This window comes from Cytobacillus sp. T106 (genome assembly GCF_040492155.1).
GTDB classification, from domain to species: domain Bacteria; phylum Bacillota; class Bacilli; order Bacillales; family Cytobacillaceae; genus Bacillus_AB; species Bacillus_AB infantis.
This window is the reverse complement of record NZ_JBEUMK010000002.1, coordinates 12,703-38,189: the sequence shown is the minus strand read 5'-3', so window position 1 is coordinate 38,189 and position 25,487 is coordinate 12,703. Positions and strand designations below refer to the sequence as shown.

Annotated in this window: 35 protein-coding genes and 1 pseudogene; 6 read left to right on the top strand and 30 right to left on the bottom strand. The window is 43.6% G+C overall.

What is annotated here, in order from left to right:
- Positions 1-284: 284 nt before the first annotated feature.
- The 3 genes from ABU165_RS04555 to ABU165_RS04545 form a co-directional block, all read right to left on the bottom strand.
- Positions 285-1,541 carry an aminoglycoside phosphotransferase family protein gene (locus ABU165_RS04555; RefSeq protein WP_318059645.1) on the bottom strand — a complete coding sequence of 419 codons (1,257 nt, stop codon included), beginning with the start codon at positions 1,539-1,541 and terminating at the stop codon, positions 285-287.
- 409 nt (positions 1,542-1,950) lie between these two features.
- Positions 1,951-2,415: an NUDIX domain-containing protein gene (locus tag ABU165_RS04550; protein WP_129613125.1), complete on the bottom strand. Its 465-nt coding sequence runs from the start codon at positions 2,413-2,415 to the stop codon at positions 1,951-1,953.
- A gap of 23 nt (positions 2,416-2,438) precedes the next feature.
- Complete coding sequence (locus ABU165_RS04545) at positions 2,439-2,861, bottom strand: NUDIX hydrolase (RefSeq protein WP_165352624.1); 423 nt, start codon at positions 2,859-2,861, stop codon at positions 2,439-2,441.
- A 192-nt stretch (positions 2,862-3,053) separates the two neighbouring features.
- Between ABU165_RS04545 and ABU165_RS04540 the strand changes: the two genes are divergently transcribed.
- A complete protein-coding gene (locus tag ABU165_RS04540) occupies positions 3,054-3,290 on the top strand; it encodes a hypothetical protein (RefSeq protein ID WP_022544585.1) in 237 nt (78 codons plus the stop codon).
- 355 nt (positions 3,291-3,645) lie between these two features.
- Here ABU165_RS04540 and ABU165_RS04535 read toward each other — a convergent pair whose 3' ends face one another.
- From ABU165_RS04535 to ABU165_RS04515, 5 genes are all read right to left on the bottom strand, one after another.
- Positions 3,646-4,128: a CarD family transcriptional regulator gene (locus tag ABU165_RS04535; protein ID WP_009794572.1), complete on the bottom strand. Its 483-nt coding sequence runs from the start codon at positions 4,126-4,128 to the stop codon at positions 3,646-3,648.
- Between the two features lie 188 nt (positions 4,129-4,316).
- Positions 4,317-4,763 (bottom strand): GNAT family N-acetyltransferase, encoded by a 447-nt coding sequence (locus ABU165_RS04530; RefSeq protein WP_129613122.1) that lies wholly within the window; start codon positions 4,761-4,763, stop codon positions 4,317-4,319.
- A gap of 67 nt (positions 4,764-4,830) precedes the next feature.
- Entirely contained in the window at positions 4,831-5,064 is a 234-nt protein-coding gene (locus ABU165_RS04525) for a hypothetical protein (protein WP_318059644.1), read from the bottom strand.
- A 14-nt stretch (positions 5,065-5,078) separates the two neighbouring features.
- Positions 5,079-5,228 (bottom strand): hypothetical protein, encoded by a 150-nt coding sequence (locus ABU165_RS04520; RefSeq protein ID WP_022544587.1) that lies wholly within the window; start codon positions 5,226-5,228, stop codon positions 5,079-5,081.
- Positions 5,225-5,761 (bottom strand): HPP family protein, encoded by a 537-nt coding sequence (locus ABU165_RS04515; RefSeq protein ID WP_318059643.1) that lies wholly within the window; start codon positions 5,759-5,761, stop codon positions 5,225-5,227. The genes ABU165_RS04520 and ABU165_RS04515 overlap by 4 nt, the downstream gene beginning before the upstream one ends.
- 263 nt (positions 5,762-6,024) lie before the next feature.
- On the opposite strand from ABU165_RS04515, the gene ABU165_RS04510 reads away from it, so the two are divergent.
- Positions 6,025-6,387 carry a cyclic-phosphate processing receiver domain-containing protein gene (locus ABU165_RS04510; RefSeq protein ID WP_129613119.1) on the top strand — a complete coding sequence of 121 codons (363 nt, stop codon included), beginning with the start codon at positions 6,025-6,027 and terminating at the stop codon, positions 6,385-6,387.
- A gap of 77 nt (positions 6,388-6,464) precedes the next feature.
- On the opposite strand, the gene ABU165_RS04505 is transcribed toward ABU165_RS04510, so the two are convergent.
- The 6 genes from ABU165_RS04505 to ABU165_RS04480 form a co-directional block, all read right to left on the bottom strand.
- Entirely contained in the window at positions 6,465-6,638 is a 174-nt protein-coding gene (locus ABU165_RS04505; RefSeq protein ID WP_009794578.1) for a hypothetical protein, read from the bottom strand.
- Positions 6,639-6,695: 57 nt separating this feature from the next.
- A complete protein-coding gene (locus ABU165_RS04500) occupies positions 6,696-7,259 on the bottom strand; it encodes a DUF3267 domain-containing protein (protein ID WP_253618908.1) in 564 nt (187 codons plus the stop codon).
- Between the two features lie 47 nt (positions 7,260-7,306).
- The gene (locus ABU165_RS04495; protein WP_101548641.1) at positions 7,307-7,768 is read right to left on the bottom strand and encodes an NUDIX hydrolase; all 462 of its coding nucleotides are present in this window, start codon (positions 7,766-7,768) and stop codon (positions 7,307-7,309) included.
- Between the two features lie 132 nt (positions 7,769-7,900).
- Positions 7,901-8,329: an NUDIX hydrolase gene (locus tag ABU165_RS04490; protein WP_101548639.1), complete on the bottom strand. Its 429-nt coding sequence runs from the start codon at positions 8,327-8,329 to the stop codon at positions 7,901-7,903.
- 45 nt (positions 8,330-8,374) lie between these two features.
- Positions 8,375-8,728 carry a YciI family protein gene (locus ABU165_RS04485; protein ID WP_253618910.1) on the bottom strand — a complete coding sequence of 118 codons (354 nt, stop codon included), beginning with the start codon at positions 8,726-8,728 and terminating at the stop codon, positions 8,375-8,377.
- A gap of 61 nt (positions 8,729-8,789) precedes the next feature.
- Positions 8,790-9,269, bottom strand: a complete 480-nt coding sequence (locus ABU165_RS04480; protein ID WP_101548634.1) for a DinB family protein — start codon at positions 9,267-9,269, stop codon at positions 8,790-8,792.
- Between the two features lie 188 nt (positions 9,270-9,457).
- Here ABU165_RS04480 and ABU165_RS04475 point away from each other — a divergent pair, with 188 nt between their 5' ends.
- Together ABU165_RS04475 and ABU165_RS04470 are read left to right on the top strand one after the other, a co-directional pair.
- Positions 9,458-9,616 carry a hypothetical protein gene (locus ABU165_RS04475; RefSeq protein WP_165352622.1) on the top strand — a complete coding sequence of 53 codons (159 nt, stop codon included), beginning with the start codon at positions 9,458-9,460 and terminating at the stop codon, positions 9,614-9,616.
- Positions 9,617-9,679: 63 nt separating this feature from the next.
- Positions 9,680-10,081: a hypothetical protein gene (locus ABU165_RS04470; protein WP_129613117.1), complete on the top strand. Its 402-nt coding sequence runs from the start codon at positions 9,680-9,682 to the stop codon at positions 10,079-10,081.
- A 139-nt stretch (positions 10,082-10,220) separates the two neighbouring features.
- On the opposite strand, the gene ABU165_RS04465 is transcribed toward ABU165_RS04470, so the two are convergent.
- The 10 genes from ABU165_RS04465 to ABU165_RS04420 all read right to left on the bottom strand — a co-directional run bounded on the left by ABU165_RS04465 (position 10,221) and on the right by ABU165_RS04420 (position 17,942).
- Positions 10,221-10,829: a flavin reductase family protein gene (locus ABU165_RS04465; RefSeq protein WP_306009757.1), complete on the bottom strand. Its 609-nt coding sequence runs from the start codon at positions 10,827-10,829 to the stop codon at positions 10,221-10,223.
- Positions 10,830-10,849: 20 nt separating this feature from the next.
- The gene (locus ABU165_RS04460) at positions 10,850-11,788 is read right to left on the bottom strand and encodes a ring-cleaving dioxygenase (protein WP_318059642.1); all 939 of its coding nucleotides are present in this window, start codon (positions 11,786-11,788) and stop codon (positions 10,850-10,852) included.
- Positions 11,789-12,006: 218 nt separating this feature from the next.
- A complete protein-coding gene (locus ABU165_RS04455; protein WP_009794591.1) occupies positions 12,007-12,600 on the bottom strand; it encodes an NADPH-dependent FMN reductase in 594 nt (197 codons plus the stop codon).
- Positions 12,601-12,725: 125 nt separating this feature from the next.
- Positions 12,726-13,151, bottom strand: coding sequence for a MarR family winged helix-turn-helix transcriptional regulator (locus ABU165_RS04450; protein WP_009794592.1), 426 nt, complete (start codon positions 13,149-13,151; stop codon positions 12,726-12,728).
- 45 nt (positions 13,152-13,196) lie between these two features.
- A complete protein-coding gene (locus ABU165_RS04445) occupies positions 13,197-13,724 on the bottom strand; it encodes a YceI family protein (RefSeq protein ID WP_009794593.1) in 528 nt (175 codons plus the stop codon).
- Between the two features lie 235 nt (positions 13,725-13,959).
- A complete protein-coding gene (locus tag ABU165_RS04440; RefSeq protein ID WP_101548627.1) occupies positions 13,960-14,430 on the bottom strand; it encodes a DinB family protein in 471 nt (156 codons plus the stop codon).
- Positions 14,431-14,517: 87 nt separating this feature from the next.
- Positions 14,518-14,772 (bottom strand): hypothetical protein, encoded by a 255-nt coding sequence (locus ABU165_RS04435; protein WP_318059641.1) that lies wholly within the window; start codon positions 14,770-14,772, stop codon positions 14,518-14,520.
- A 119-nt stretch (positions 14,773-14,891) separates the two neighbouring features.
- Positions 14,892-15,458, bottom strand: coding sequence for a hypothetical protein (locus ABU165_RS04430; protein WP_318059640.1), 567 nt, complete (start codon positions 15,456-15,458; stop codon positions 14,892-14,894).
- 566 nt (positions 15,459-16,024) lie between these two features.
- Entirely contained in the window at positions 16,025-17,023 is a 999-nt protein-coding gene (locus ABU165_RS04425) for an ABC transporter permease (RefSeq protein ID WP_101548624.1), read from the bottom strand.
- Positions 17,016-17,942, bottom strand: a complete 927-nt coding sequence (locus ABU165_RS04420) for an ABC transporter ATP-binding protein (protein WP_129613114.1) — start codon at positions 17,940-17,942, stop codon at positions 17,016-17,018. The genes ABU165_RS04425 and ABU165_RS04420 overlap by 8 nt, the downstream gene beginning before the upstream one ends.
- 106 nt (positions 17,943-18,048) lie before the next feature.
- Between ABU165_RS04420 and ABU165_RS04415 the strand changes: the two genes are divergently transcribed.
- Positions 18,049-18,819 (top strand): SGNH/GDSL hydrolase family protein, encoded by a 771-nt coding sequence (locus ABU165_RS04415; protein WP_009794601.1) that lies wholly within the window; start codon positions 18,049-18,051, stop codon positions 18,817-18,819.
- Between the two features lie 29 nt (positions 18,820-18,848).
- Here ABU165_RS04415 and ABU165_RS04410 read toward each other — a convergent pair.
- Positions 18,849-19,161: pseudogene (locus ABU165_RS04410) on the bottom strand (hypothetical protein); the annotation flags it as partial.
- Positions 19,162-19,230: 69 nt separating this feature from the next.
- Entirely contained in the window at positions 19,231-20,064 is an 834-nt protein-coding gene (locus ABU165_RS04405; protein WP_129613112.1) for a YitT family protein, read from the bottom strand.
- A 188-nt stretch (positions 20,065-20,252) separates the two neighbouring features.
- On the opposite strand from ABU165_RS04405, the gene arr reads away from it, so the two are divergent.
- Positions 20,253-20,669, top strand: a complete 417-nt coding sequence (gene arr, locus ABU165_RS04400) for an NAD(+)--rifampin ADP-ribosyltransferase (protein WP_009794603.1) — start codon at positions 20,253-20,255, stop codon at positions 20,667-20,669.
- A gap of 35 nt (positions 20,670-20,704) precedes the next feature.
- Here the strand turns inward: arr and ABU165_RS04395 are convergent, their stop codons facing one another.
- Genes ABU165_RS04395 through ABU165_RS04380 form a run of 4 tightly spaced genes read right to left on the bottom strand, consistent with a single transcriptional unit; the run spans position 20,705 to position 25,356 of the window.
- Positions 20,705-21,118 (bottom strand): hypothetical protein, encoded by a 414-nt coding sequence (locus ABU165_RS04395; RefSeq protein WP_022544600.1) that lies wholly within the window; start codon positions 21,116-21,118, stop codon positions 20,705-20,707.
- A 24-nt stretch (positions 21,119-21,142) separates the two neighbouring features.
- Entirely contained in the window at positions 21,143-22,519 is a 1,377-nt protein-coding gene (locus ABU165_RS04390) for a sensor histidine kinase (RefSeq protein WP_009794605.1), read from the bottom strand.
- Positions 22,516-23,187 (bottom strand): response regulator transcription factor, encoded by a 672-nt coding sequence (locus ABU165_RS04385; RefSeq protein ID WP_009794606.1) that lies wholly within the window; start codon positions 23,185-23,187, stop codon positions 22,516-22,518. The genes ABU165_RS04390 and ABU165_RS04385 overlap by 4 nt, the downstream gene beginning before the upstream one ends.
- A 48-nt stretch (positions 23,188-23,235) precedes the next feature.
- A complete protein-coding gene (locus ABU165_RS04380; RefSeq protein WP_318059639.1) occupies positions 23,236-25,356 on the bottom strand; it encodes an MMPL family transporter in 2,121 nt (706 codons plus the stop codon).
- Positions 25,357-25,487: the final 131 nt, after the last annotated feature.

Here is a 25,487-nt window from a genome sequence, read left to right as displayed (position 1 = left end):
AGCAGGGCCGTACCTCCTTCTGCATAATGATTGTTTAAATGGGAAAAAGACACTCTCTATATACTTTCTACGTATTTATTGTCAGCCCAGCCATTGCTGATTGTATGCCACGATTCCAAGTATCACCCCAACACCTGCACCCAATGCTAAACCGATCCCTGCCCACATAACTTCTGTTTTCTTTTTATTAGGACCCAAAATAAAAGCCCCCCAACTTCCTATCTTTATTTACTTTAGGTAAAAATCAGAATACATTTTCACCAGAACTATAGCGGAGGTGTATCTTACGCATCAAGCCATAACTGAATATATTCCTGGATGATCCGATTCTTATCCCAATTCTTTTGGAAAAAAGGAAAGATTTCATTTTGATAGACAGCCAAGCCAAATAATGGCGCAATTCTTTGAACGTTCAGGTACTCTTTGCGCAGGTCTTCCTCTAAACCCCACTCTGCCCAACAGCTTAAGTACGCTTCCAGCAATTCATCCGCGAACTCTTCAGAAAAAAGTTCGGCTGCCTCATTTAAAAACACAGTGACGCTTAAGAAAGGATGTGACAAAGAGCTGTCTGACCAGTCATAGATAATGGGCAGCCCTTCCTCCAGTATGACGTTTCCTCCAAAAAAGTCTCCGTGCTCCAGCGACAAGGGCACCAGCGGAGTTTGTAGCATGCTGCAAATCAAGTTTGCTTCAGAGGTACTTTCCGCCAGCCTTGAAAATTGGCCATCTGAAATGGTGCCGTCTTTTAAAAGTGATTCAACAGCCGTCCTTAGCCCGCTAATCACAACAGAGGCAAGCGGACGAACAGGGATACCTGCTTCCCTAAGCCGCCCTGCCTCTTTGACAGACAGCTTTTGAACCCCGGCCAGGGCAAGGAGCGCATCCCTCCAATCCTGCTCTTTTCCAGCTCTGCCTAGAAGCTCTCCCTGTATCTCCTTTATAAGCAGCCAGCCTTCGCTGTCATCTGCAGCAATTACGGCCGGAATATATTTTATGCCGGCTTCCCAAAGAAATGTGCTGACGTTCACTTCATGCCTGAAGATCTTTGGCACCGCTTTAAAATAATAATTTTCCTCACCGGTGATTATTTTAAAAAGAACTGAACGTTCCCAGCTTCTGATCTGCTGGAAGTCTATTCTCTCAGTCCGCAGCTTGTTTCTGACCCACCGCTCCATTCCCTCCCGCCAGTCCGGAGAAAACCATGGTACAGAGCGGTCTGCCTGGAGGCTCTTCCATTCGTTTAAAAAATGAGCGTCCTTTGCAGAAAGCAGACTGGCTGCTTCGTGATAAGGAGCCCAGTAAATATCATTTTCCAAGCCTGACTCAAGGATGGACACTGAATAGACCCTCATACCCCCTTCATCATGGACACACTGCAGGACATTGGCCTTAACCCCAAACTTCTCCTGTAAAAAAGCAGCAATCTCCCCCGTCTCTGCCAGATGTGTCCGGTTAGGACTGAAGCAGGGCAAGGCGAGCCCATGTTTAAAGGTTTCGAGCAATAACCGATCCTGCCAGAAGGCAATTATTTTGTATTGCATATGTTCACTCCCTGCATTTATCGAGCCAAGGGGACAGGTCCCTTGGCTCAGATCCACTAAAAGAAGGATTTTCCCAGCTTTCAGTACCATCTACAAACCTGGGACAGGCCCCTAATTTAGAGTGCTTTTTGAAAAAAGGCTACTTCTCTTGAACCGTTTTATCAGTACTATCGTGTATTTTTTTCAGCGTATTATTGATGTTATTCAGGCTCAACAATATACCAAGCATGATAAAAGTTACAATCTCCCGCGTGAAAAAAGACACAACTCCTAAAATTACGAAATATAAACTATACCACCAGTTGCTCATTAGAAAGCCTCCTCATTTTTGAGCCGAGGGGACAGGTCCCTTGGCTCAGCCCACAGACCTGCACCATATCTCCTATTGTAATGATCATTCCTCAGCTTATTAAAGACGCTGCTCCTCAATCAAATCAATATTCCTCTTATGTATGGCATAATCCTGAATTTGCTTTCCTATGTCTGCATAGAGCTGAATATCTCCAAGCCGCGATAATGCTATCCACTTTACGCCCGTCTGATTAGGGTCTGGCTGTTCTGGAAGCCTTGCAGCCGAGCCGCTCAGTTTAGTACAATCAAACATCATCACCAGGGTATGGACCGGCCCATATTTTTCGCCATTCAAATGCGGTGCATATTCATAGACAAAGGCCAATGGGCCGACCTCCACTTCTATGCACGCTTCTTCTTTAGCTTCTCTTTTAACAGCATCTGTTATAGTCTCGCCAGGCTCCACACCTCCGGCAGGCCAATCATACAAGATACCCCTGTTTGGATCGTTATATTCTATCAGCAGAATTTTGTCCTGCTCGATAATGACTGCACCTGCTCTAACTCTTATATGATAGGACACACTCTATGTCTCCTTCCCTTAAACTACCGCACTTCCCCTTGAAAGACATAGGGAGCTGACTGACCCAGCAAATACCTGATCCCATTTTTATGATATGGCATCATTTCATCAGCAGTTTCTAAACTTACCCATCTTACTTCTGCTATTGTTTCAGCATCTTGTATACTGATCTCGCCGCTTATGACTCTTGCTTTGAATGTAATAAAAACGGCATGTTGGTCATGATTTATCATCATCGCTTCATTTACAGAAATTATGTCATCAACCTCAATCGTCAGGCCTGTTTCTTCTTTAGCTTCCCGAATAGCTGCTTGCGATAGAGTTTCTCCTGCTTCAACCGAACCGCCCGGCAAAGACCAGTTATCATATTTAGAATTCTTAACAACCAATACCTTCTCCTGTTTTTCGTCAAAGATAAATGAATAGACTACATCTACTCTTTCCATGAACACACTCCTTTTTTCTGCCTTACATACCTTCTCTAACACGCAGAACAATTCCTTCTTTTACCAGCCGGCTCCTCTTTCTGGATAAAAGCACAAAGTATGTTATACTTATTATCAATTATTTAAATATGTTGGGAACTACGAGACTTTACTTAGTCACCTCCCCCCATAGTGGAAGGAGGCTGAGACTATATGTCTTTAGATCACATGAGAACAATGTTAACTACCATACAGGAATACCCTAACTGTGAAATTTCATTAACTTTCAATGATGACAACCAGCAGCCGGTATTGTATGTATGCTATAAAGAAAACCTATTTGAAGTCACACATGCCCATACACAGGCTGTTGACACATTTTATACGATAGAATCAACACTCAAAGCGATTGACAAAGAATTGAATTCTGAATTGCAAAAAAACCTCTGATTCAGAGGTTTTTTTGTTTGCCTGCGGGTCGGATAGCCAGTTTTCCTTGTACCCGCCCTTTATAAATGGAACAGTAAAACTGTCCCATTATCTCTTTTTTATATACCCAAAACAATGAAAGCCCTGCCTCTCTTTCATCCTTACGGCTCCGTGTCCGTGCCAGTGTGAATCAGGATTTGCCAAAAACTTTAGGGACAATTTTATCGAGTTGTATGGAGATACTTTGTCGTAGAAATATGAATGATTGAAATGGATGACGGCAGAAATAACAAAAGAGGTTAATTTTCTAATGGTGAGTTGGAGAAGTTGAGTGTCTTGGCAGCCTTACTTTGATTAAGGATATTTTAAGGCTGCTTTAACAGAAACTTTTTATTTGGTTTTCAGTGATTCCTTTCATTAATCCCAGTTCACTGATCAAAATTTCATGTGCGTTATTCAACATTTGTCTTTCGCTTGTGTTAAGTGCTTTTTCTTTCTTCATACGCATTAAATCGCGTACAACTTCCGTACATTCCTGAATTTTCCCTGTTTTTATTTTATCCGTATTCACTTTAAATCGCTGCTTCCAGGGCAGTAATCTATCTGTTTCCCCATTCTGGAAAATATTCATAAGTTGCTTTAATGCAATGATGTCAGTAACAGGACGTATACCTGAATTCACTATCTTACCTGCAGGAATCATAACTTCCATATTGCCGACCAACATTTTAATGACATAATATTGTTGTTTTTCCCCTAAAACTTCCTTTTCTTCTATCGCTTTAATGATCCCTACCCCATGCATCGGATAAACAACATTATCGTCAATTTGAAACAAATAATCCCCTCCATATCGCAACTTCCTTAATCTTATCACATATGTATATTTTAATCAAATTTTTAATAATACCACAAATTATTTTTCACTGTCAATAACTTACCCTTCTAAAATTAAAAAAAGCCAAGGGGACAGGTCCCTTGGCCCATTCCTTTAAAACAGGGACAGCAGACCTGCCCTTATGCCTATAAGCAGGGAGCAGCTTTTACTCAAACTGTATACTTAAATAAAAGCTCTCCATTCTGAGGATCTATTTCGTTCATATCCTCAAAACCGATACTTTTGTATAAACGATAAGCTGTCCTGTTTTCTTCTTTGATACTTAAGTAGATAACATTTACATCATATTGTCTTGAAGCGATATCAATCAGTTTTAACATCGCCAATTTCCCCAGGCCTTTGCCCTGATATCTTTCATCGATCATGATTCTGTCAATCCATGTATCTTTATTGGGTCCAAAAGAGCCGTACATGGCAAAACCAATCACTTCTTCATCACTATATATAACTACTGGCTGCCATTCACTGTATGTACCTGCTTCTTCCAAACACTCATCAACAGTTTCAATGAATTTTTCCTGTCCGGGCTTTAGTTTGATCTTCCTGACTTCACATTCATTGGAAGCATCCATTTTTCTGATATGCACATTACTCATGAGTTAAGCTTTACCTCCACTCCTCTTGGTAAAAAAAGCTCCCCTGGCTGCTACTTAAATTCTGTTATTACAACAACAGTTTTAGTGAAAGGATAATGGTTAATATTGATATGGATGTGATAGCATAAGCAAACGGGGATTTTTTGTTGTCTTTGAAGGCCTGGATGCCCAGAATGATCAGATTTAACGACAGTAAGATATAGCCGATGTATATCAGCTCTCTGTATCTATCATTGCTCAATGCGAATAAGACTAATAACACCGCTGGAAAAACGAGCATGGCCCTTAATTTTTTCTCCATCGTATCTCCCCCTCTTAAGATGCCCTTACTATAATATACCAATATTGACCAGACACCTGTACCTTTTCTGAAACAAGAAAAGCCGCCTGGATGGCAGCTGCTTCTGCTTTCAAGTATTCAGACCGGATCAAAATGACTGTATGTAAAGAAGTGTGATTCGTCACATATTCCTCTCGCTATATTTGACACCAATGCCATCTAACCATTCTCTAAGCTTCATTCTGGGCATATACTCTTTTAATGTATAGATAAACGTGTCATTTTCACTTTCAAACTCCAGCTGTTCGGGCTTGCCATTATCAAGGACGATGACAACCTGATTAATATCATTCCAGAGAGTTACTTCTTCTTTAAATCCCTCCAGCGGTGCAGTGTGAATCCCTGTTGAATCAATATAGGTGTATGTATGAAGGGCACCAAATATAAGCATAAATGCAATCAATATGGCAAGCCCACCAATAGCCTTTATCCACAACTTCTCAAGCAAGAAAAGCAGAACACCTGCTGTTATAAGCAGACCGCCCACTATATTCACCATATAGGCTTTACTCGGCGTATCCTGAAAATAAACAGTATCCGGGAATATATTTATTTTTTGATAAAACATCAAGACTAAAAAGCCCAGAGGAAGCCAACCTAATGCAAAGATTAACCCTAAAGTAAATATCTTCGGCCTGTTTGAAAATTTAATATCCAACTATATCCCCCCCTAAAAATGAAAATCGCAGACAGAAAAGCTCCCGTCCTAACATGGCGATTAGTATGTATGGGCTCTTATATATGAATATACGAATGAGGCAAGGCCAAAGTAACAGTATTTGGTAAAAACAGTCGAGTTTGCGTTAGTAGTTTAACTGGCTGCCATAGTAAAGAATGTTAACCTATACATGAAAGGTGTGTTATGGTTTTAATGAAGGACAAGAAACTTTTCTTAGTCACTCTTTATTAAGGGGGCGAAATTTGAAAAAAATCAATGTATTCTTAGATGACTATAGGAAACCGCCGGATGGATTCGTATATGTGAATACAATTGTGGAATGTTTAGAACTTCTCCGCACCTATGAAATTGGCCATTTATCACTGGACCATGACCTGGAAAGCAAAAGAGAAAACGGTATGCTTCTGGTCAAAATTATGGTCAGGGAAAAACTCTCTGCAGACCATATAACCGTTCATTCAGCAAATGCGGTTGGCGGAAAAGCTATGTATAAATGCCTTAAGCTGGCACAAAGCAGCCATATTTACTCCTATGACACGACCCTCTCTTTAAGACCCCTGCCCTTGGATTCCTATACTCCCATGATGCTGAAACATTACCAGTAATATAGATTGGCCAAGGGATATGATTCTCTTGGCTTATTATTTTTTCCAGATAATTTATGGCATAAAATTCCCAGACATTACATCATTTCAAGCAATAACGTAATGAGGAGAGACTGTCCAAAACAGATGACTATGTCATTTTGCCAATACGTTTTAGCAAACAAGCTCCAGTTGCCGCCAACTAAACTAAACAGCCTTGCAAACATGAAGGTGAAGATCCATATGCTCATGAATGTAATGAGTAAACCCATTCTATCCCTCCTATAGGTCGCGGATTGCAGTTGGTTTTGAAGATTGCACCAGCTGTCTTAATCTCTTACATCTACAATCTGCTCCCTCATCTGAACGATCCGGTAATACCCCCTGCAGAACACTGCGCCTTTCGGCTTGATTGCTATTAAGAAAGAATTAATGATATCTGCAGCTGAAATGATGAAATTAATCCAGCTTACAAATAAGAGAAGCGTTTGCATTTCTCTTGCTACGAAAAGAGCCACTATGGCTGGCACCACTGACAACCCTATAAACGGCAGGCTCATAAAGACCAGGAATCTTCTTTTTGATAGTATGGTATTGGTATTCAGCCAAAAAAATGTTCCGCTGAATGTCAGGCTTATATCACCTTCTTTATATACGGTGATAATGTGCAGAAGTTCATGAACAATAAAGACAGCAATTCCAATTAGAATGAGCATATAAAGGGGTAATTCAGTAAACAGCCCTCCCATGAGGCCAGGCACCAAAAACATAACAATCTGAAGTAAATAAGCAAATTTCATAAAATGTTCCCGGAACCAGCTGTTCTGTATGAAAGGGGTCCATTCAGAGGAATTCATATGTAATTGGGGCAAGTGGCGGAACCAATGAATCATAGGGGTGCTCCTTTAATTTTTCAGGTTGTCTTCGCAAAAAAAGAGGGTCAATATAGCCTTCCTGCCAAGTTATAAGGATCCATTTCCCAAGTCTCATAAGGAACGATATTCTTCGCTTTCATCGCATCCAGTGTCCGTGATTTCATGTGAGGCCGGGTTATGTATTGGCCAATATTGTGTTCATTTAAAAGCACAAACCTGGCTTCGCTTATCTCTTCAGGCGGGATTTTGATTTCCCCTTTGATGTGCCATGCTTTAAAAACAACAGATAATATCTGCTTGGTCGAATTATAATAAACACCTGTGATGCCAACGGGCTTGATATGCAGTCCGGTTTCCTCAAGAACTTCCCTTACGACTGCCTGATCAAGCGGCTCCCCAAGCTCCACCTGGCCCCCGGGCATTTCCCAGGTATCCTTTCTCCATTGGACCTTAACCAGCAGCACTTCATTCTTTTCGTTTTCAATAAGCGCCGAAACCGCAATAATGTGTTTAGGTATTGTGTGCATATCAGGTGCTCCTATAGTTGATTTATATATAGATTCTAGAGAGAATATGAGAATTCCTTTTTTATCCAAATATTGCTGCGGTAAAAAGCTGAAGCTGCTCAGCTTACTTAACGGAACTAACCTGATTGTATATCACTGTTCATAGCGTTTTATAAACGCCAATGTCTTTTCGAACAGCTTCGGCTGGATTTCAGGATAAGTAAGGTTTACGGGTAAATCCTCAAACAGTTTGATCTCATCAATTTCTGAAGCAGGCAGCTGGCCCAATTCCCTTATTACTCCAAGGTATAGCCTTCCGTATTTTTTAACAGCCGTATCGCCTAATGAATAGTCACATATTGGGATCAACTCGCCATCTATACAGCCCGTTTCTTCACATAACTCTCTTTGGGCCGTTCCCTCCATGTTTTCTCCAAATTCTCTATGTCCTCCTGCAATTTCCCATGTGGTTCTATCCTTATGCCTGACATACACCCATTTTCCTTTGTAGATGGCGCTTATTACTGCAAACTTTAACTGCCTCTGGTCCACTATATCCAGTTGGTAAAAGTCAAGTTTCATATAATCGCCTCAGCAGCTTCCGTCCCCTTGACCTGCACTCGCACCTCACTCAAACACCTGCCTAAATTCAATTTGCCCTTCCCCATTTCCCTGCGGGTCCGGCATCCGCTTAGCCCAACCGATGGCTTCTTCCTTTGACTTCACATCAATCAAAATGAATCCGGCGATCAATTCATTCGTTTCAGCAAATGGACCTTCTGTAATCACCGGATCTTCTCCCGGTTTCGGAAAAGAAATGCGCATCCCATCTGAACTGGGATGAAGGCCTTTCGCCATAACCCTTACACCTGCCTTAACTAGGTCCTCATTGTACTTCGTCATGGCTTCCATTAGTTCAGGGCTGGGAAGATTACGTCCTTCCGAATTCTTTGAGGCTTTGACGATGAGCATAAAGAGCATGAAAACCTCCTCCTTTTTCTCAAATTAGATTTGTCTTTTTTACATTCGACTCCGATAAAAACTAACTATGCCTCCAACTGCCCTGCAGCTTCCGTACATAGACAATCTGCCCAATATGATACGCATTGTGCGTGCATAGATTTCCAATAATAGCCCACCATTCTGCCGATTCAGGAAACCCTTCCACTTCACTTTCCAGCTTTTCCTCGGAAAGCAGATCCTGCCACTGAAATAGCACCTCTAACAGCCGCTCCTTTAAATCACTGAATGTTTTATTTTCCGGTATCCCAAAGCTTTCATCATTGCTCCCAATTGGCGCAACTGCATTGACGTGACCCTTTTGATACCTCTTTTGCCAGGTTTCATTCCAATAAATAAGATGCTGGACCAATTCGGCGATGCTGTTGCTCTCCTCATTCGGCTTCCAAAAAGCATCTTTTTCTGATAAGTCTTCAACAGCTTCTGAAAAAGGAACATACCAGCTCGGATCATTCGCATTTGCTGACAACTGGTCGGCCAGCAGATCAATAGCATGAGGCATACTTGCCACACTCCTTTGATAAGATAATGACTAATTCGCCGCAATTTCCTGACTTCCTGCCTTATTGATAAATTGTGAGCATAACAGAAACCTGATCAGAACATCATTCATTATTTTCCAGTAAAATACATAAATAGAAGTATATGCAGGCAACAAATGTTAATATATAGATAAAGGAGGTGGGCGTAATGCCTTTATGGATCATATTGCTGGCAATCGGAGCCTTTTTCTTAGGTTTGGGGAAATTAATTGATTTTCACTACAGCAGGGAAGGGCGCAGTATAAACACCTCAGCATTAAAGGAAAGTACGAAGGATAATTTAGGCGGGAGCGTTTATTTTCAATAAATAAATTTCAGGTGTCCACATCCTGGAAGGCAATTGAAAAAGAATAAAAAGGGGCTGAGACATATGGGAACAATGCACACTGAATATCAAGGCATAAAAATAACAGCCCCTGCAGATTGTGGAAATGCACCTAAAAAGAAGTTTCTATATGATTTCATAATGGCTGCTGCTACTAACGATTTTCATTTTATTTCTGAACACGCAAGTGACGATATTTGCTGGAATATAGTAAATGATAATTCAATACAAGGTCTTGAAGAGCTCGCTAACACTTTGAAGGCTGCTCCAAAAATAACTGAGGTGGAAATATTAAATATCATTACACATGGTAAAACAGCATCCGTTAATGGAACTGTGAAATTTGAAGACCATCATACAGACTCTTTTTGTAACGTTTACACTTTTGTTAGTGCTGGAAAAAACACAATAAAAGAGATTATTTCCTATATAATCAAAATGGATTAATCCATTTTGCCCTTGGCTGCTTTAGGGCAGCACCTATTCACCTTGCATGTCTGCTTCTCGACTAATATGCTTTATTCAATTGTTTGCACGCATAAAAAGAACCCTAATATTATTAGGGTTCCAGTAATTTTATATATTATCATTCAGGCCGCTCTATCGTAAAAACTTCGCCAATCCTGGCATAATCATTCCCAGCCAGTCTGCTGACGGCAGCAAGCCCCTTCTGGTCGATTCGTCCCTTGTCATATAGATCTTCTTCTATATGGAATTGTACAACCTTCCCGATGATAAAGTCGGTACCAGATGAGTCTGTACCACCTAACTCCAGGGCATGTTCCAGCACGCACTCCATCCGGATTTTTGCTTCCTTTACGCCAGGTACTGCTATTTTTTCGCTTGCCTCTGCTGTAAAACCTGCTGCCTCTATTTCGCTCTGGTCAGGAGGAAGGCTGGCCGCTGTCTGATTGACCTTTTCGACATTGAGCTCATCAACGATGTGAACCACAAATTCCTTTGACTCGAGAATGTTTCTGGCTGTATCCTTCTGCCTTCCCTGCGCACGCTGGATGGATAGGGATATCATGGGCGGGTTGGCCGAGACAATGTTGAAATAGCTGAATGGTGCACCGTTCACCACACCACCCTTTGAGAGGGTAGTCACAAAAGCAATGGGCCTAGGGATGATGCTGCCGATGAGAAATTTGTAATTTTCTCTTTCCGGCAGGCTGACAGGATCGATGGAAAGCATTTGAATCATTCCTTTGCAAGTTAATCTAATTCTCTTACACTAATCGGGATTAGACTATGTTCTAACTGCTCTCTGAACTGCTCATACTTCTCGGGAAGCATCAGCTTCTCTCCCATTGTAGCCTGTGATTCATCATGTGCAAAGCCTGGAGGATCTGTCGCTATCTCAAATAAAATTTCCCCATGCTCCCTGAAGTAAATCGCGTTGAAATAATTTCGGTCTTTTACTGGGGTGACAGCATATCCATTCTCAGCAATATAATTTCTCCAGCTCAGCTGATCTTCGTCATCACTTGCCCGCCAGGCGATATGGTGCACCGTTCCGACACCCATCTGGCCGCGGCCGGCCGGAGTCAATTTCAGGTCGATGATATTGCCGATATCAGCGGAAGAGCGGAAGCGGGCAATATCCTCTTCCACACCAACTCTTTCAAGCCCCATAACATTCTCCAGGAGGTCAGCAGTTTTTGCAGGCTCCGCCGATAACAGCGTCGCGCCCCCAAAGCCCTTGATCGCCACTTCAGGAGTAATGCCGCCGAATTCCCATGCGTTCGCTTCCCCTTCTTCTCTTTCCACAATTTCAAGCTGCAGCCCATGAGGGTCATCAAATGCCAAGTATTGCTCACCAAAGCGCTCGATTTTTGTAAAAGGAACTTCAAACTTCTGGAGCCTTTCTGCCCAGAACCTCATGGCACCCTTTGGAACCATATATGATGTCACACCAACCTGGCCATCCCCAATAACCCCTTGGCGGGCACCGGCCCATGGGAAGAAGGTGATGATAGTCCCAGGTTTCCCGCCTTCATCTCCAAAATAAAGATGATATGTGCCCGGATCGTCAAAATTCACTGTCTGTTTGACCAGGCGCAAGCCCAGCACCCCTGCGTAAAAATCTAGATTCTCCTGCGGATGCCCTACAATCGCCGTAATATGATGAATACCCATTGTCTCTTTTTTCATATATATTCTCCTTTCAGTTTGAGCCAGGGGGACAGGTCCCTCGGCCCACTTGGGCCATGGAACCTGTCCCCTTGGCTCCCCTTTTCGCCGTATAACTTCTGAGCACATCGATCAATTGGATTGATCAGGATCTGCTCAACCTTTATACCCCTTTTTTATATTTAGGATATATACAGGTGCATGAAGCTGCACCTGTATATAATAGACTCTGCCGCCGCTTAGCGGATTGTGGAAAGAGCTGTTGACCAAGGGATCAGTTGATCCAGCATTTGATTGACTGAATCCTCTTGTACTTCTTTTGGTTTGAACTGATTGCCATTTTCAAAGTCTGTGAATAAAGACAGTGCCGGATGTACGCGGACGTCAGCTACTGACAATTCACCCAGAATGCCGCGCAAGTGTTCTGCAGCTCGCGCCCCGCCTACTGAACCGTAAGAAACGATTCCAGCTGCTTTATTGTTCCACTCAACACGCAGGTAATCCAGTGCATTTTTCAGTGCGCCTGTGATAGAGTGGTTGTATTCCTGCACAATGAAAATGAATCCGTCCTGGGCAGCAACGATTTCTGACCATGCAGCAGCCCCAGAAGCATCTGCGCCCGCTTCGCCAAGCAATGGAAGCTTGTAGTCAGCGATATCAATGATGGTATAGTTCGCGTCACCGCGCTTGTCAGCTACTTCTTTCACCCACGCACCTACTTGCGGGCTTACCCGCCCTTCACGTGTAGAACCTAGAATGATACCAATGTTTAATTTTGTCATTGTTTCTTCCTCCTCTTTTTTTGTTCCAAATAGTTTATTTAGAAAACCCATAGAATAGCTCCCCTTCCAACATATCTCCAGAGCCTGGGGGACAGGTACCTCGGCTCATTTGGGCCAATATGTCTGTCCCCTTGGCTCAACATATCTCGAATTCGAGATATGTTTTCAAAAAAAAATTAAATGCGTTCTGCCCTGCAGCCAATTTTTTTCATTAAATCAATCGTTTGATTGACTTCATCCGCACTTAACTCATCGAACACTTCACCCATTTTGCTTTCATGCCGGGGAAAGACATGATCCATCAAAGCCTTCCCCTCAGCTGTCAGCACCGCATATATGACCCGGCGGTCTTCTGGGCACCCCTGGCGCCTCACATAATTTTTCTGCTCTAATTTATCCACCACATAAGTAATGCTGCTGCTCGAGATCAAAACTTTCCTGCCAATCATCTGAATAGGCTGATCACCCTTATGGTATAAGAGCTCAAGAACAGAGAATTCCGTAGGATTCAAGTCGTAGTTGGCTGCATCTTTGCGAATCGCTTCTTGAATGGCTTGGGAAGCACGTAGTATGACCGTTACAGCTTTCAACTTATCATTCATACGTTTTTCTCCTTTAACCGGCAGCTCTTCCATTTCAACTCTTAATTATGCTGCTGGATTTACTTCTAGTTCCACTTTGATTTTAATATCCTTGCCTACAAGTACGCCTCCAGTTTCAAGTGCTGCGTTCCAAGTCAGGCCGAATTCTTCACGGTTGATTTTTGCTGCTGCTTCAAAGCCGTATACTTCAACGCCCCAAGGGTTTGTTCCTTTGCCGCCGTATTCTACATCAAAAGTGACCGGCTTTGTCACGCCCTTGATAGTTAAATCGCCTGTTACTTTAAAATCATCGCCGTCTTTTACGATGTTTGTTGATTTGAAATCAATCGTCGGGTAGTTTTCAACATCAAAGAAATCAGCTGACTTCAGGTGGTTCTCACGGTCCTCGCTGCGTGTATTAATGCTTGCAACATCGAATGTGAATGCGATTGAAGCTGTTGTCAGATCTGTCAAATCTGCTGCTTCCACATCTGCTGTATAAGAATCAAAAGAACCCTTCACCTTTGAAACCATCATGTGCTTCACTTCAAAACCTACTGCTGAATGCGATTGATCTACTGTCCACTTTGCCATTTAAAATCTCCTCCAAAATATAATTTTTATTTATCTCGAATTCGAGACATGTTGTCAAAAAAATAAGCTGCGATGTTTATTCCGAAATAAATTATCTTTAATTCGAGATAAATTTATCATATATTGGGAATGGAAGTCAACAACTATTTAAAAGATTTTTTTTTGAGCCATGGGGACAGGTACCTTGGCCCATTTTTAAGGAGAGAGCCAAGGGACCTGTCCCCTTGGCCCACTGTTAGCGCTGAGAAGGCCAGGTTCCTTGCATCTTCCTTAATTGAATAATCTGCCCGGTATGGTAAGCATCGTGCAGCATGATGTCTAAGAGTTTTTCTTCAAGGTCATTTTGTTCAAGCCTTTCAGGCGTAATCCGGATGATTGCTTTCCTTACGCTGTGATGGGCCAGTTCTGCCCGTTCTATGACTGCTTTCCATACCTTTTCATCATTTACTTGGCCGGTGAGAGAAAAAGTTTCATCACCATCAAGATTTCGAGTCCACTCCCGTCCCGCTAGATTTGCCGCAAGTCTCTCTTTGTAATAGATAAGATGGTTTACATTCTCCCATATGGATTTTACCGCAGCCCCTTCCGGCTTCCAGCTGGCCTGTTCAGCGGATAGCCCTTCTATGGCAGGCTTCAATGGCGCATACCAGTTCTCCTTGTTGAAGGTAGTATCAAGCATCCTTAACAGAAATTCAGTTCGGTTCATTCCTGTCCTCCTTTTAAAGGCTGATTCAGTATAGAATTTCACCAAAACGTTAATAAGTCCTGCTTAAATAGCAGACAAGGCGAAAGGTCACTTCCCTTGCTCCTCTTCATTTTCTTTTTTCTTTTCTGACATCAAGTAAGCAAATGCCACCCCTACCGCAATAAGGGAAACAATCACAGAATAGCGGAATATAGTAAAGAAGTATTCTGCGTATGGCGTTTCGATAGTTGAAGTGTATCCCTCCAAATTGGTTCTTTCATCTACCCTTTTCATAAAAGCCACCAATATAAAAAATGGAATAATAAATGAATAGATTCCTGTTTTCACTAAGATTTTTTCCATGGAAATCCCCTCTCTTTTGTTCTTTATTTCTCCCTAAGCTGACCATCCGGCACCCCGGCCGGCATAAAATTGTGATCACCTTTTGGCCCAGCAGCAGCCATGAACCTTAAGGCTGCTTCTTAATCCGGCTGCCTGCTTTCAATTTCAACATTCTGTTCAGCAAGCAGCGAATAAAAGGCGCTTCTCTTCACAATAAATTCACTTTGCAGGTCAAATTTGTATGTCCCGGCATCTTTTATATGAAACTCTAATCTGTAGGGAACTCCGTGTTTGCTTATTTGTGTGACTTTTTGAATGCTGTCCCATTCAAAGTTCTGTTCGCGGGCAAAAGGCGCCTTTACCTTTAATCCCCCCTCGGTCAGATAGGAATGGGTTTGAAAGGACTGCCAAAGGAAGAAGACTGCAATCGCAGATAAGAGGATATTGGATAGAATCAGCAGAGGCTTAAACTTTGAATCGGCTATACTTAAAAGTAAAGCCAGAATAACAAAGAGGATGGAATATCCGATGATAAACAGGAGATATGCTGTCTTAGGTGTACTGAAAAACAGATGATAATCAGGCTGAAAATAAAACTTCTGAATTGCATTAACGCCTAAAACACTGATTGGCAAACAACTGACGGCTAATATCAGGCCGAGAGCAAAATACTTCGGCTTTAAATCTTTTCCTTGTATAACTTCCAAAAAAACCACCCGCCTTTTTTCTTTTGACTAATTTATACGGACACAAGCTCTAAAGGTTTCCAATTTTTGGGTCATTTATTTTTCGGTATAAAAAAAAGCCGCCTTGCTGGCAGCAAATGGACAACCCGTAATTTCACCTTTTTTCGCTATCATAATTGCAATCGTCACCCATTGTTCTTCCTTGATTACCAAACAGGCCAATAGCAACAGCTACCCCGATTTCTACAGCATTATCTCTGCTAACCAGCTTATACACTCGCCCGTAAACCTGTTGGGACCTAATGGCCAATCGAATGCAGGATCTGTCTAATATTCATAAGCTCCAACGCAATCATTACACTGGATAAGGCGATAACTGCCAAACAAATTACTTTTATGAGATTGTAAAGTTTATCACTCAATAAATTTCTCTCCCTTCTTTAGACTAGATGCCACATGGATAGGGTTTCTCGGTTCTCAGCAAAATGGGCCACGGGACCTGTCCCCTTGGTTCAGAATGCGAGCCAAGGGGACAGACCCCCCGGCCCAGTCTCAAAAAGAGCCAAGGGACCTGTCCCCTTGGCTCATTAATACATATCCTTCTGAGTAAAGTTCCAGAATGCCACAGCCAGGCAGGCAGCCGTCCATACGGCAAGGATGATCAATGAAAATGGCAGTGTCATTCCTTCTATCGGCGGTGCCTGGCCTTCCAGATAGTTGATCAGATCAAAGTTCAGGTTCACCAGATACTTGGAGCTTGTCCAGCTCGACCCGATGGAACTCAACAGGGTGCCGGCGATTAACACCGCCATCATCGCGCCTATTCCAGTCGCTGTGTTTTTCACGAGCACAGAGATCATGAGGCTGATGGTTCCAACCACAGCAGTTACCACCCAGGCAAGCCCGACTGACATGAGCAAGTACTCCCACATCGGCAGGGTATGGATGAATTCTGTTGAAAATTCGCCAGTGGCCGAAACCTGGAATCCGGTTAATATTGGGGCTGTCCATCCGTCATAGCCAAGTATGAGTCCTGACACGGCATAACAGACAATCACCGTTGCCGCCATAAGCAGTGATGTATACAGCAAAACGGTCAGCCATTTGGCCATCAGGATTTTCCACCGTCTGACAGGCCGGGACAGCAAGGTTTTGATGGTGCCGTCATTGTACTCCCCGCTCACGATATCAGCCATGATGATAATAATGAATAATGGCAGGACAAGTGTAAGTCCCTGTGAGAAGAAGATTCGTATAAACGTAGGGGCCCCGGGATAGTTCGGGTTGATATCATTGTCGAGATAATATTGCTTTTGCTTGAGGTCAAATTCCAGGAACTGCCTGAACTCGTCCTGGATTCCGCTTGATGCCAGCCGGTTTTGCCGGTCGACAATCTCCTGCTGCAGGTCCACCCTCCAGTCCAGAGTGCCCTGCTTTTCAATTTTCTCCTGTATCTCCCGGTATTGTGCGTATGTAAACATGGAGACCAGAATGATCAAAATAAGTATGACAACCGGCAAGCGTTTTTTGGAGGCGATTTTCATTACTTCATTGCGGACCAGGCCCGCCATATTCGGATTAGACAATATGATCGCCTCCTGTCAAACTAATAAATAGGTCTTCCAATGTCTGCACTTTTCTTTCGATTGTCCATACCTCAATACCAGCTTTCAATAAGGCTTCATTCAGAATGAAAGTTTTACTTTCGTCCATAAGCGTGTGGATTGTATGGTCATCGTACAGCTCTGCAGCCTGGACATGGGGAGACTCATTCAAAATGGCGAGCGCCCGGAAAGAATCACTGACTCTCCAGTCCACACCTGATGACAGGGAATTGACCAGATCGCTTACGCTGCCGGTCTTTACAATCTTCCCGTGGCTCATTATCGCCACACGATCGGCCAGCAGTTCAATCTCACTTAAAATATGACTCGATACAAGAACGGAAAGACCTGTTTCATCGACCAGCTTCCTGATGAATGTGCGAAGATCTTTTATTCCCATAGGGTCCAAGCCATTAGTAGGCTCATCCAGTATAAGGACATCAGGACGGCCTAACAGGGCTTGTGCAATTCCCAGGCGCTGCCGCATACCCAGCGAATAGGTCCGCACCTGATCATCAACCCTCGCTGTCAGATCAACCAGGTCAATGACTTCCTGTATCCGTTCTTCATCGACTCCAGGCAGCATCCGCGCAAAGATCTGCAGGTTTTCGCGGCCGCTTAAATACTTATACAGTTCTGGATTTTCGACGATGGAACCGAGGCGCTGCATCGCCTTCACAAATTGCTTTCTGACATCAAAGCCGCAGATCTCAACCTTCCCGGACGTTGGCTTGATGAGTCCGACAAGCATCCGGATGGTAGTCGTTTTTCCGGCGCCATTTGGACCCAGGAACCCAAATACTTCCCCCGGATAAATCTCAAATGATATTTGATCAATAATCGTCTTCTTTCCTATGATTTTCGTTACATTTTCCAATCTAACAGTTGGTTTTACGCTCATAGCATCACCCTGATTCTATTTTAGCGAAAAAATCAGGCAGTGACTCTTTTGAATACTCAATAAAGGAAAAGATTGATACAATCACGATAGAAGGAGAGGTCAAACGATGAAAAAATGGAAATGGCCGCTGTTTATCACACTATCCCTTGGCTTGACAGTTCTGTTTGGCTACGGCCTTGTCAGCGCCTATATGGATATTACCAATCCTCCCCAGGCGCAGATATTGGCAAAATCAGAAGAAGCGCCTGCTACCCCGGGCGACACTTATATTGCACTCGGAGATTCATTAACAAGAGGTGTTGGCTCATCAAAAGGTGAAGGCTTTGTCTCGCTGACCGGGAATCAGCTCAAAGAGAATAACCTCGTTGAACGCTATCAGAACCTTGGCATAAGAGGCGCCAGAATCGAGGACCTGCTGGAGCAGCTGGAACAAAAGGAAGTCCAGAGAACGCTTAAAGAGGCCAAAATCATTACTATTACAATCGGGGGAAACAACCTGTTTAACAGCGGGGAAATCTTCAGCAATTATTCAGAAGAGACCGCGCTCGGCATCCTGGAAACCGAAATCCCCAACCTGGAAAAAGTCTTTAAAAACATTCGCGAAATCAATCCCGATGCCGTCACCCTCTATACGGGGCTGTATAATCCATTCAAGCAATCACCGGACGGAGAATCATTCGATTCTATCATACAAAAATGGAATGAATCAGCCCGCACACTAGGCTTGAAATACGGCATTCAAGTCGTCGATACCTTCAATCTCGTCATTGATGCCAAACGCGACCTGTCCAGCGATGTCTTCCATCCGAATGACACTACTTATCAGCAGATAGCAGATAGTACGTATCTTATCATTGAAAAAAGCATTGTTGAATGAGCCAGGGGGACAGGTCCCGTGGCCCAGCTTCACAAAGGGCCAAGGGACCTGTCCCCCTGGTTTTTTATTAACTCTATAGATTGTAAATCTCCGTAGCCTGCGGTTGGGAAAAGTTCAACCAGCCTTATTAGCAATTCTTTTGTTGATAGATCTTTATGTTTATAAAATACTTTACTACTGCATTGTCACGTTCAGCATTTCTGAGTATATGTTTATCGCTTGATACATAACCGATAAGTCGCCAGATGGTTTAGTATGCCGGATTAGCACCTCATTGTATGCCGAATAATATGGACCTAAATTCAGTTCAATCTGATTGACCTTAAATTCATCCTCACGGAAACAACAGGGCCACAGGGACAGGTCCCGCGGCTCAAATGAAAAAAGAGCCAAGGGACCTGTCCCCTTGGCTCATGTTTTAGGAAATGTAAATCCTTCACCGAACACATCCCGCACATCATGCACCACGACGAAGGCTTTTTCATCGATCTGCTGGATCATCTTCTTGAGAAGGAAGAGCTCCTGCTTGTTTATGACCACGTAGAGTATGTCCTTGGATTCTTTGGAGTAGTGGCCCCGTGCATTAATGATGGTGGCTCCCCGGTCCATTTCGGCGCTGACTCTTTCAGCAATGCTCTCAGTATAGGGGGAGATGATGGTGACGGCTTTCCGGGTGTCAAAGCCGTCGATTAGATAATCAAGAATTTTGGTGCTGATGTAGATGGAGATCCCGGTGTACATGGTATTTTCAATCCCAATGACAAAGGCCGATCCGAGAACAACGAGAATGTCGAACACGAACATGGTCGTGCTCACGGCCCAGCCGAATCGCTGGTTGAGCATGCGGGCAACAATGGTCGACCCGCCCGTCGTACCGCCGGATCGGAGCACGATTCCAAGGCCGATGCCAATGAATACACCAGCGAATACCGTACCCAGCATGATATCCAGCGAGCGCCCCATATCTTCTGTGAAGTGCAGGAATACAGATGTAAAGAAGATGGCAAGCAAGGTGTACCACGTCACCCGCTTATTAAGCACTTTATAGCCGATGGCAAGCAGAATCCCGTTCATCACAAAGTTCGTGTAGCCCAGGGACCAGTCCAATACATAAAAGAGGGTCATGGAGATCCCCGTCACGCCGCCCTCGCCCAGCTCATTTGGGATTGCGAACAGATTCACCCCAAGTGCAAAGAACAGGGATCCGATAATAATCAAGATAATTTCTTTTGCTGTCGAATTCATACGATCACTCCGTTCCTTTAGAATACCAGAATACTATAGCATAAAGGAAAGGCCGCGGTGGAGCCAAGGGGACAGGTCCCTTGGCCCATCCTCAAAAAGAGCCAAGGGACCTGTCCCCCTGGCTCTTCTTATTTTGGTGTTCAAGTAATATACTGTTATCACAAATCTAAAATAAGAGGTGTATCCGTATGAGTGACAAAAAAGCTGTCTTAGATCACGGACCTTTTTTTCATGGCACGAAAGCAGCCTTAAAAATTGGAGATTTATTAGAACCGCAGCACATATCAAATTACCAGGATAAAAAATCAAATTATATATACTTTACTGCAACATTGGATGCTGCCAAATGGGGCGCTGAATTAGCAGCATCCTCTTCAAAAGAAAGAATTTATATTGTAGAACCATTAGGTGAGTTTGAAAATGATCCAAACTTAACTGACAAAAGATTTCCCGGCAATCCGACTCGCTCTTACAGGTCTAAATCCCCTTTGAAAATAACAGCAGAACTAAGCACATGGGAAAGACATTCCGACGAAGAAATAAATCATATGCTAGCCTCTTTAAAAAAGCTGCGTGAACAAGGAAAAGCTGTTATTTACGATTAAAACAAAGGCCACGGGGACAGTCCCGTGGCCAAGCTTCAAAAAGAGCCATGGGGTCTGTCCCCGTGGTTCTCCACCATAAAGGTAATAACGACAAATAATAAAAATGCCAGCAGGAGCAGTGTGCCGCCCACGATGAAAAAGACCATGACAAATGTTTCATTCAGCTGAAAGGGATTTAAGTTGTACATCCACATGCCTGCGGTCAATCCCAATGCTCCCGCCATTCCCAGCATACTATGGATGGCTACCAGCTTTTTATATTTAATCTTATAAGCTTTATAGAATATTCCCCATGCGAATACGGAAAGCCAGCCGACCAGCAGAATGTGCGCATGGACCGGCCTGAGGGCATAATCCATCTGACCTGCCATATGAGACCCCAAATAAGTGCCAATGACGCCAAAGATGGCGGCAAATCGAATTAACCGCAGACTCCAGATTTGTTCCATTTTCCTCTCCCCCACTATGCTTTTTTATATAACTGGAAGGGTGATTGTGAAAACCGTCCCCTCACCAGGCTTGCTCGCAACACTGATTTTCCCATCATGCAGGTCGATGATCTGCTTGACGATCGAGAGACCGAGGCCGGTCCCTCCTTTCTTCCTCGCTGAATCAACACGATAAAAACGGTCAAAGATCTGATCCATCTCTTTCTCCGACATCCCTGCCCCCGTGTCTTTAAATGTAATCACAAGGTCTGTTTCTCTTTTCTCCAAACCAATCCACATGCTGTCTCCCGGACTGCTGTACTTGATGGCATTGGTCATGAGATTATCCCATACATTCGTCATCAGCTCGGCATCATATTTGAATACACAATGTTCGAGATTATACGAGACTTCTATTTCTTTTTCCTCTATCAGCCATTGATACCTGCGGATTGCCTGTTTAATCTGCTTATCTGCCCGCACCTCTGATACCTTCATAGGGTACGCGTTTTGATCCAAAGAGGTCATAATCAATAATTGTTTGGTCAAATGAGAAAGCCGCTTTGATTCATCATTGATGATCTCCAAATACTGTACCCGTTCAGTCTCATTCACATCTAACTTCAAAAGTTCGGCATATCCCTGAATATTCATAAGCGGTGACTGGAAATCATGGGATACATTGCTGATGAAGGATTTTCGGGCTTCATCATTATGCTGTAATTGCCTCTGCATGGTGGTGAAGCTTTGTGCAAGCTGGCCAATTTCATCCCGGCGATTGATCGTCAGGTCATAATGGAAGTTTTCACGGGTCAACTCTTTGACCGCCTCTGTCAGCTGTGTAATCGGCTGGATCAGATGCTTGGCAAACCAAATCATTCCGATGATGCTGACGACCGAAACAGCCAGAATGAACCAGGCAAGAATCATATGGATATCAGAGAAAAGCAGTTTGTTATTTGGGCGGATAAACAATGCGAACTGCTGGCCATCAGAAGTAAACGGCACCCCGACCGTATTCCCTACATCATTAGAAAAGTGGCCCATCATAAAGGATTGGCTGGAATCGTCACTCATCCCGTGATAAATCTCTTTTTTATCCAATACTTTCCGGGCTTCCCCTGGAAGATCTGTCTTCGAAAACGCCTCTCCAAAAAACTGTTTTTCCCCTTCCTCATTCAACACGAGCACTTGATATCCCAGCTTCCCTACCGATTCCAAATAGGATATCAGGGCAGTTTGGTGGCCTGGCATTCCTTCGATGCTCGAGACGATCTCCTCTGCAATCTCGACATTCTGGCTGTCGATCTTCTGCTTGGTCGTGGCCGTGTATACCCAGTTTGCCAGGAAGAAACCGGTGATAATACTGATAGCCAGGATCGAGAGGGCAGCAGCGACAAACTTCCGGTACAGCGTCCTCATCCGATAGCCTCCAGCTTATAGCCAATCCCTCTCACGGTTTGAATCTCAACCGTCGCCCCATGTTTCCTGAGGCGATCCCGGATCCGATTGATATGGGTATTCAGTGTTTGTTCGCTTCCTTCATAATCAATTCCCCATACCTGCTCAATCAATAAGGCCCGCGGGGCAATCTTTGGAATGCGGGAAGCAAGAATGCTCAGCAATTCAAATTCTTTCAGCGGAAAAAGAATCGTCTCCTGATTGATCATCACCTCAAAGTTCTTGCGATCCAGCACCATATTCCCCGCCTTGATCACTGTTTCCATTGCCCGCTCCATCCTCCGCAGGACAACAGCTACACGATACAACAGCTCCTTCACCTCGAAGGGCTTAACAATATAATCTTCCGATCCGGACAAGAAGCCCCGCTCCTTATCATCCAGCTGTCCCTTTGCCGTCAAAAGAATCACAGGTATATCATAATCCTCTGACAAAATCTTCGTCAGTTCGAACCCGTCCATTCCCGGCATCATCACATCGACCACCGCTAAATCAACGTTCATCCCTTCTAATATCTTCAAAGCTTCTTCTCCATCATTCGCTTTGACTACCTGGTACCCTTTCCGGCTCAAATGGATGGAAACAAGCTTTTGAATATAGACATCATCATCTACAACCATGATTTTCATGAACGGACCTCCTATTGGCGAATACGGCGGACTGCCTTCGCCATTGTGCTATTGATTATTATGAGAGGTTTGATGATCTTTCTCAAATGCTAATATCAAAGCTGGCAGCAGCACTCCCCGAACCAGGAAAGTATCCATCAGGATACCGACTGCGACCATGAAGCCAAATACGAATAAATCAGCAATCGGCATCGTTGTCAGGGCCGCAAAGGTGGCAGCCAGGATAATACCAGCAGATGAAATCACTCCGCCCGTATTGGTCATGGCAATTTCCAGGGCCTTTTTTACACCATGGGCCTTTCTTTCCTCCATAAAACGGGAAACAAGAATGATATTATAATCCACTCCCAATGCCACCAGGAAGATAAAGGCATAAACAGGCACGCGGGTGCTTATCGCATCGAAACCGAACAGAACATCTACCAGGAAGCTTCCAAGACCCAATGCAGAAACATATGACAGCAGGATAGTCCCCACCATATAAATAGGCATTTTAATAGAACGGGTAAGGGCTATTAGGAGACCCAGAATTAAGACCGTTTCAAGGATCATGATCATCACAATATCTTTATTTTTTACATTTCTCTCATCAACCAGCTTTGCCGTAACTCCTCCATAATACGCTTCCCCGTCAATAGAAAGATTCCGGAGCATTTCTGGTGATGACTCCTGGAGATTCTCCATAAAATCAATTGCCTCTCTTGAATAGGGATTCATCGATAAAGCCACACTCAACTTTAAAGCATTGCCATCCTCAGTTTGTCCATCCTTCCGGACTGATGCGATGCCGTCCAGACTTTCCAATTCTGCTTTGATTTCGTCCGTCTTTTCCTTCGACAGGGACTCACTGCTTTCAATGAGCAAAGTAGAAGGAGCAAGCTCTCCCTTATCAAACTGGGACTCCACAATTTCATATCCGACTCGGGACGGCAAATCTTCAGGGAACTTCTTCACTGTATCGAATTCAAACTCAATGTTCATCACATTGATTGCTGTCACAACCAGGAAAATCCCTGTCAAACCGCCGCTAATCCATGGTTTTCTGACCACCAGCCTTGCAATCGATTTCCAAAACGTGTGTTTCAGACCCTTTTTATCCCCATATTTCGGCACCTTCGGCCAAAACGCCTTACGTCCAAATAGGGTAAATAACGCAGGTACAAGCGTAATGGAAGCAAGCATAATAAAGAACATGGCCAGCCCGAATACCGGGGCAAAGTTCTGATAATCACGGAAATTAGCGAAAAATAAGACCAGCATGGCGGCCATCACTGTACCGCCCGCGAAAAAGACTGGCTCACCCGTAGCGCGCATGGCATTTTTCATCGCCGTATATTTACTCTCCACTTCATTAAGCCCTTCACGATAACGGGAAAACACAAATAAAGAATAATCAATAACAGCCGCGAAGAGCAGGATGCTCATAATGGAAGTCGTCGAGTTATTGATTTCCAGCCCGGCAGCCCCCATCAGTGCAACACTCTGATTTACCACCTGGTAGACGATGATCGTAGCCAGCAGCGGGATGAACGCCAGCAGCGGCGAACGATAAATGACAATCAGCAGCACCAATACAATCACAATCGTTGCTAGCAGCAACACGACATCTGCCTGTTCAAACAGCTTCGTTGTATCTCCTGCAATTCCCGCTGGCCCTGTAATATAGAATTTTGTGCTTTCTAATGTATCCGCAATTTCATTGCCGATTTTTGATGCTCTATCGTTAATTTCTGAATAATCCTTGCTTCCAAGACCTTTTTCCAATTCCATCGGGACAATTACCGTTGATTCATCTACGGAAATGAACCCTTCCATTGCCTGGGGAGGAAGCTTGCTGATATCAACGATTCGATCAATCCCTTTAATATCTTCTGCAAGAATTCCTTTCACAATCTCATTGACTTCATCTAATTGAATATCACCGGATTTATTATGAAAAACAAGGATTCCAGGGGTTCCCTGCTCATTTGGAAATAACTCCTCTATCTTATTCTCAGCAATTATCGATGCCGCCTCATCAGGGAGTGATTGGAAATTACTCACTTTATAGTCGCCAAGCTTTGGCCCGGCACTTAAAGCTATCATCAGTACCAGCCAGACTATGATTGTGATCCACATCCCCCGTTTTGTTGATACCCAGTCTGTAATAGGGGTCAGCCATCTTTTCATTACATAGCCTCCTTTTTATTATTTGCTCCCCATTATAAATTTCTAATATAAATTCAATATCAACTTTTGTTTACAAAAAAGGCGCCTGGCCCCTCATACTTCAAAGAGGGACCAGGCACCTTTTTATAAAA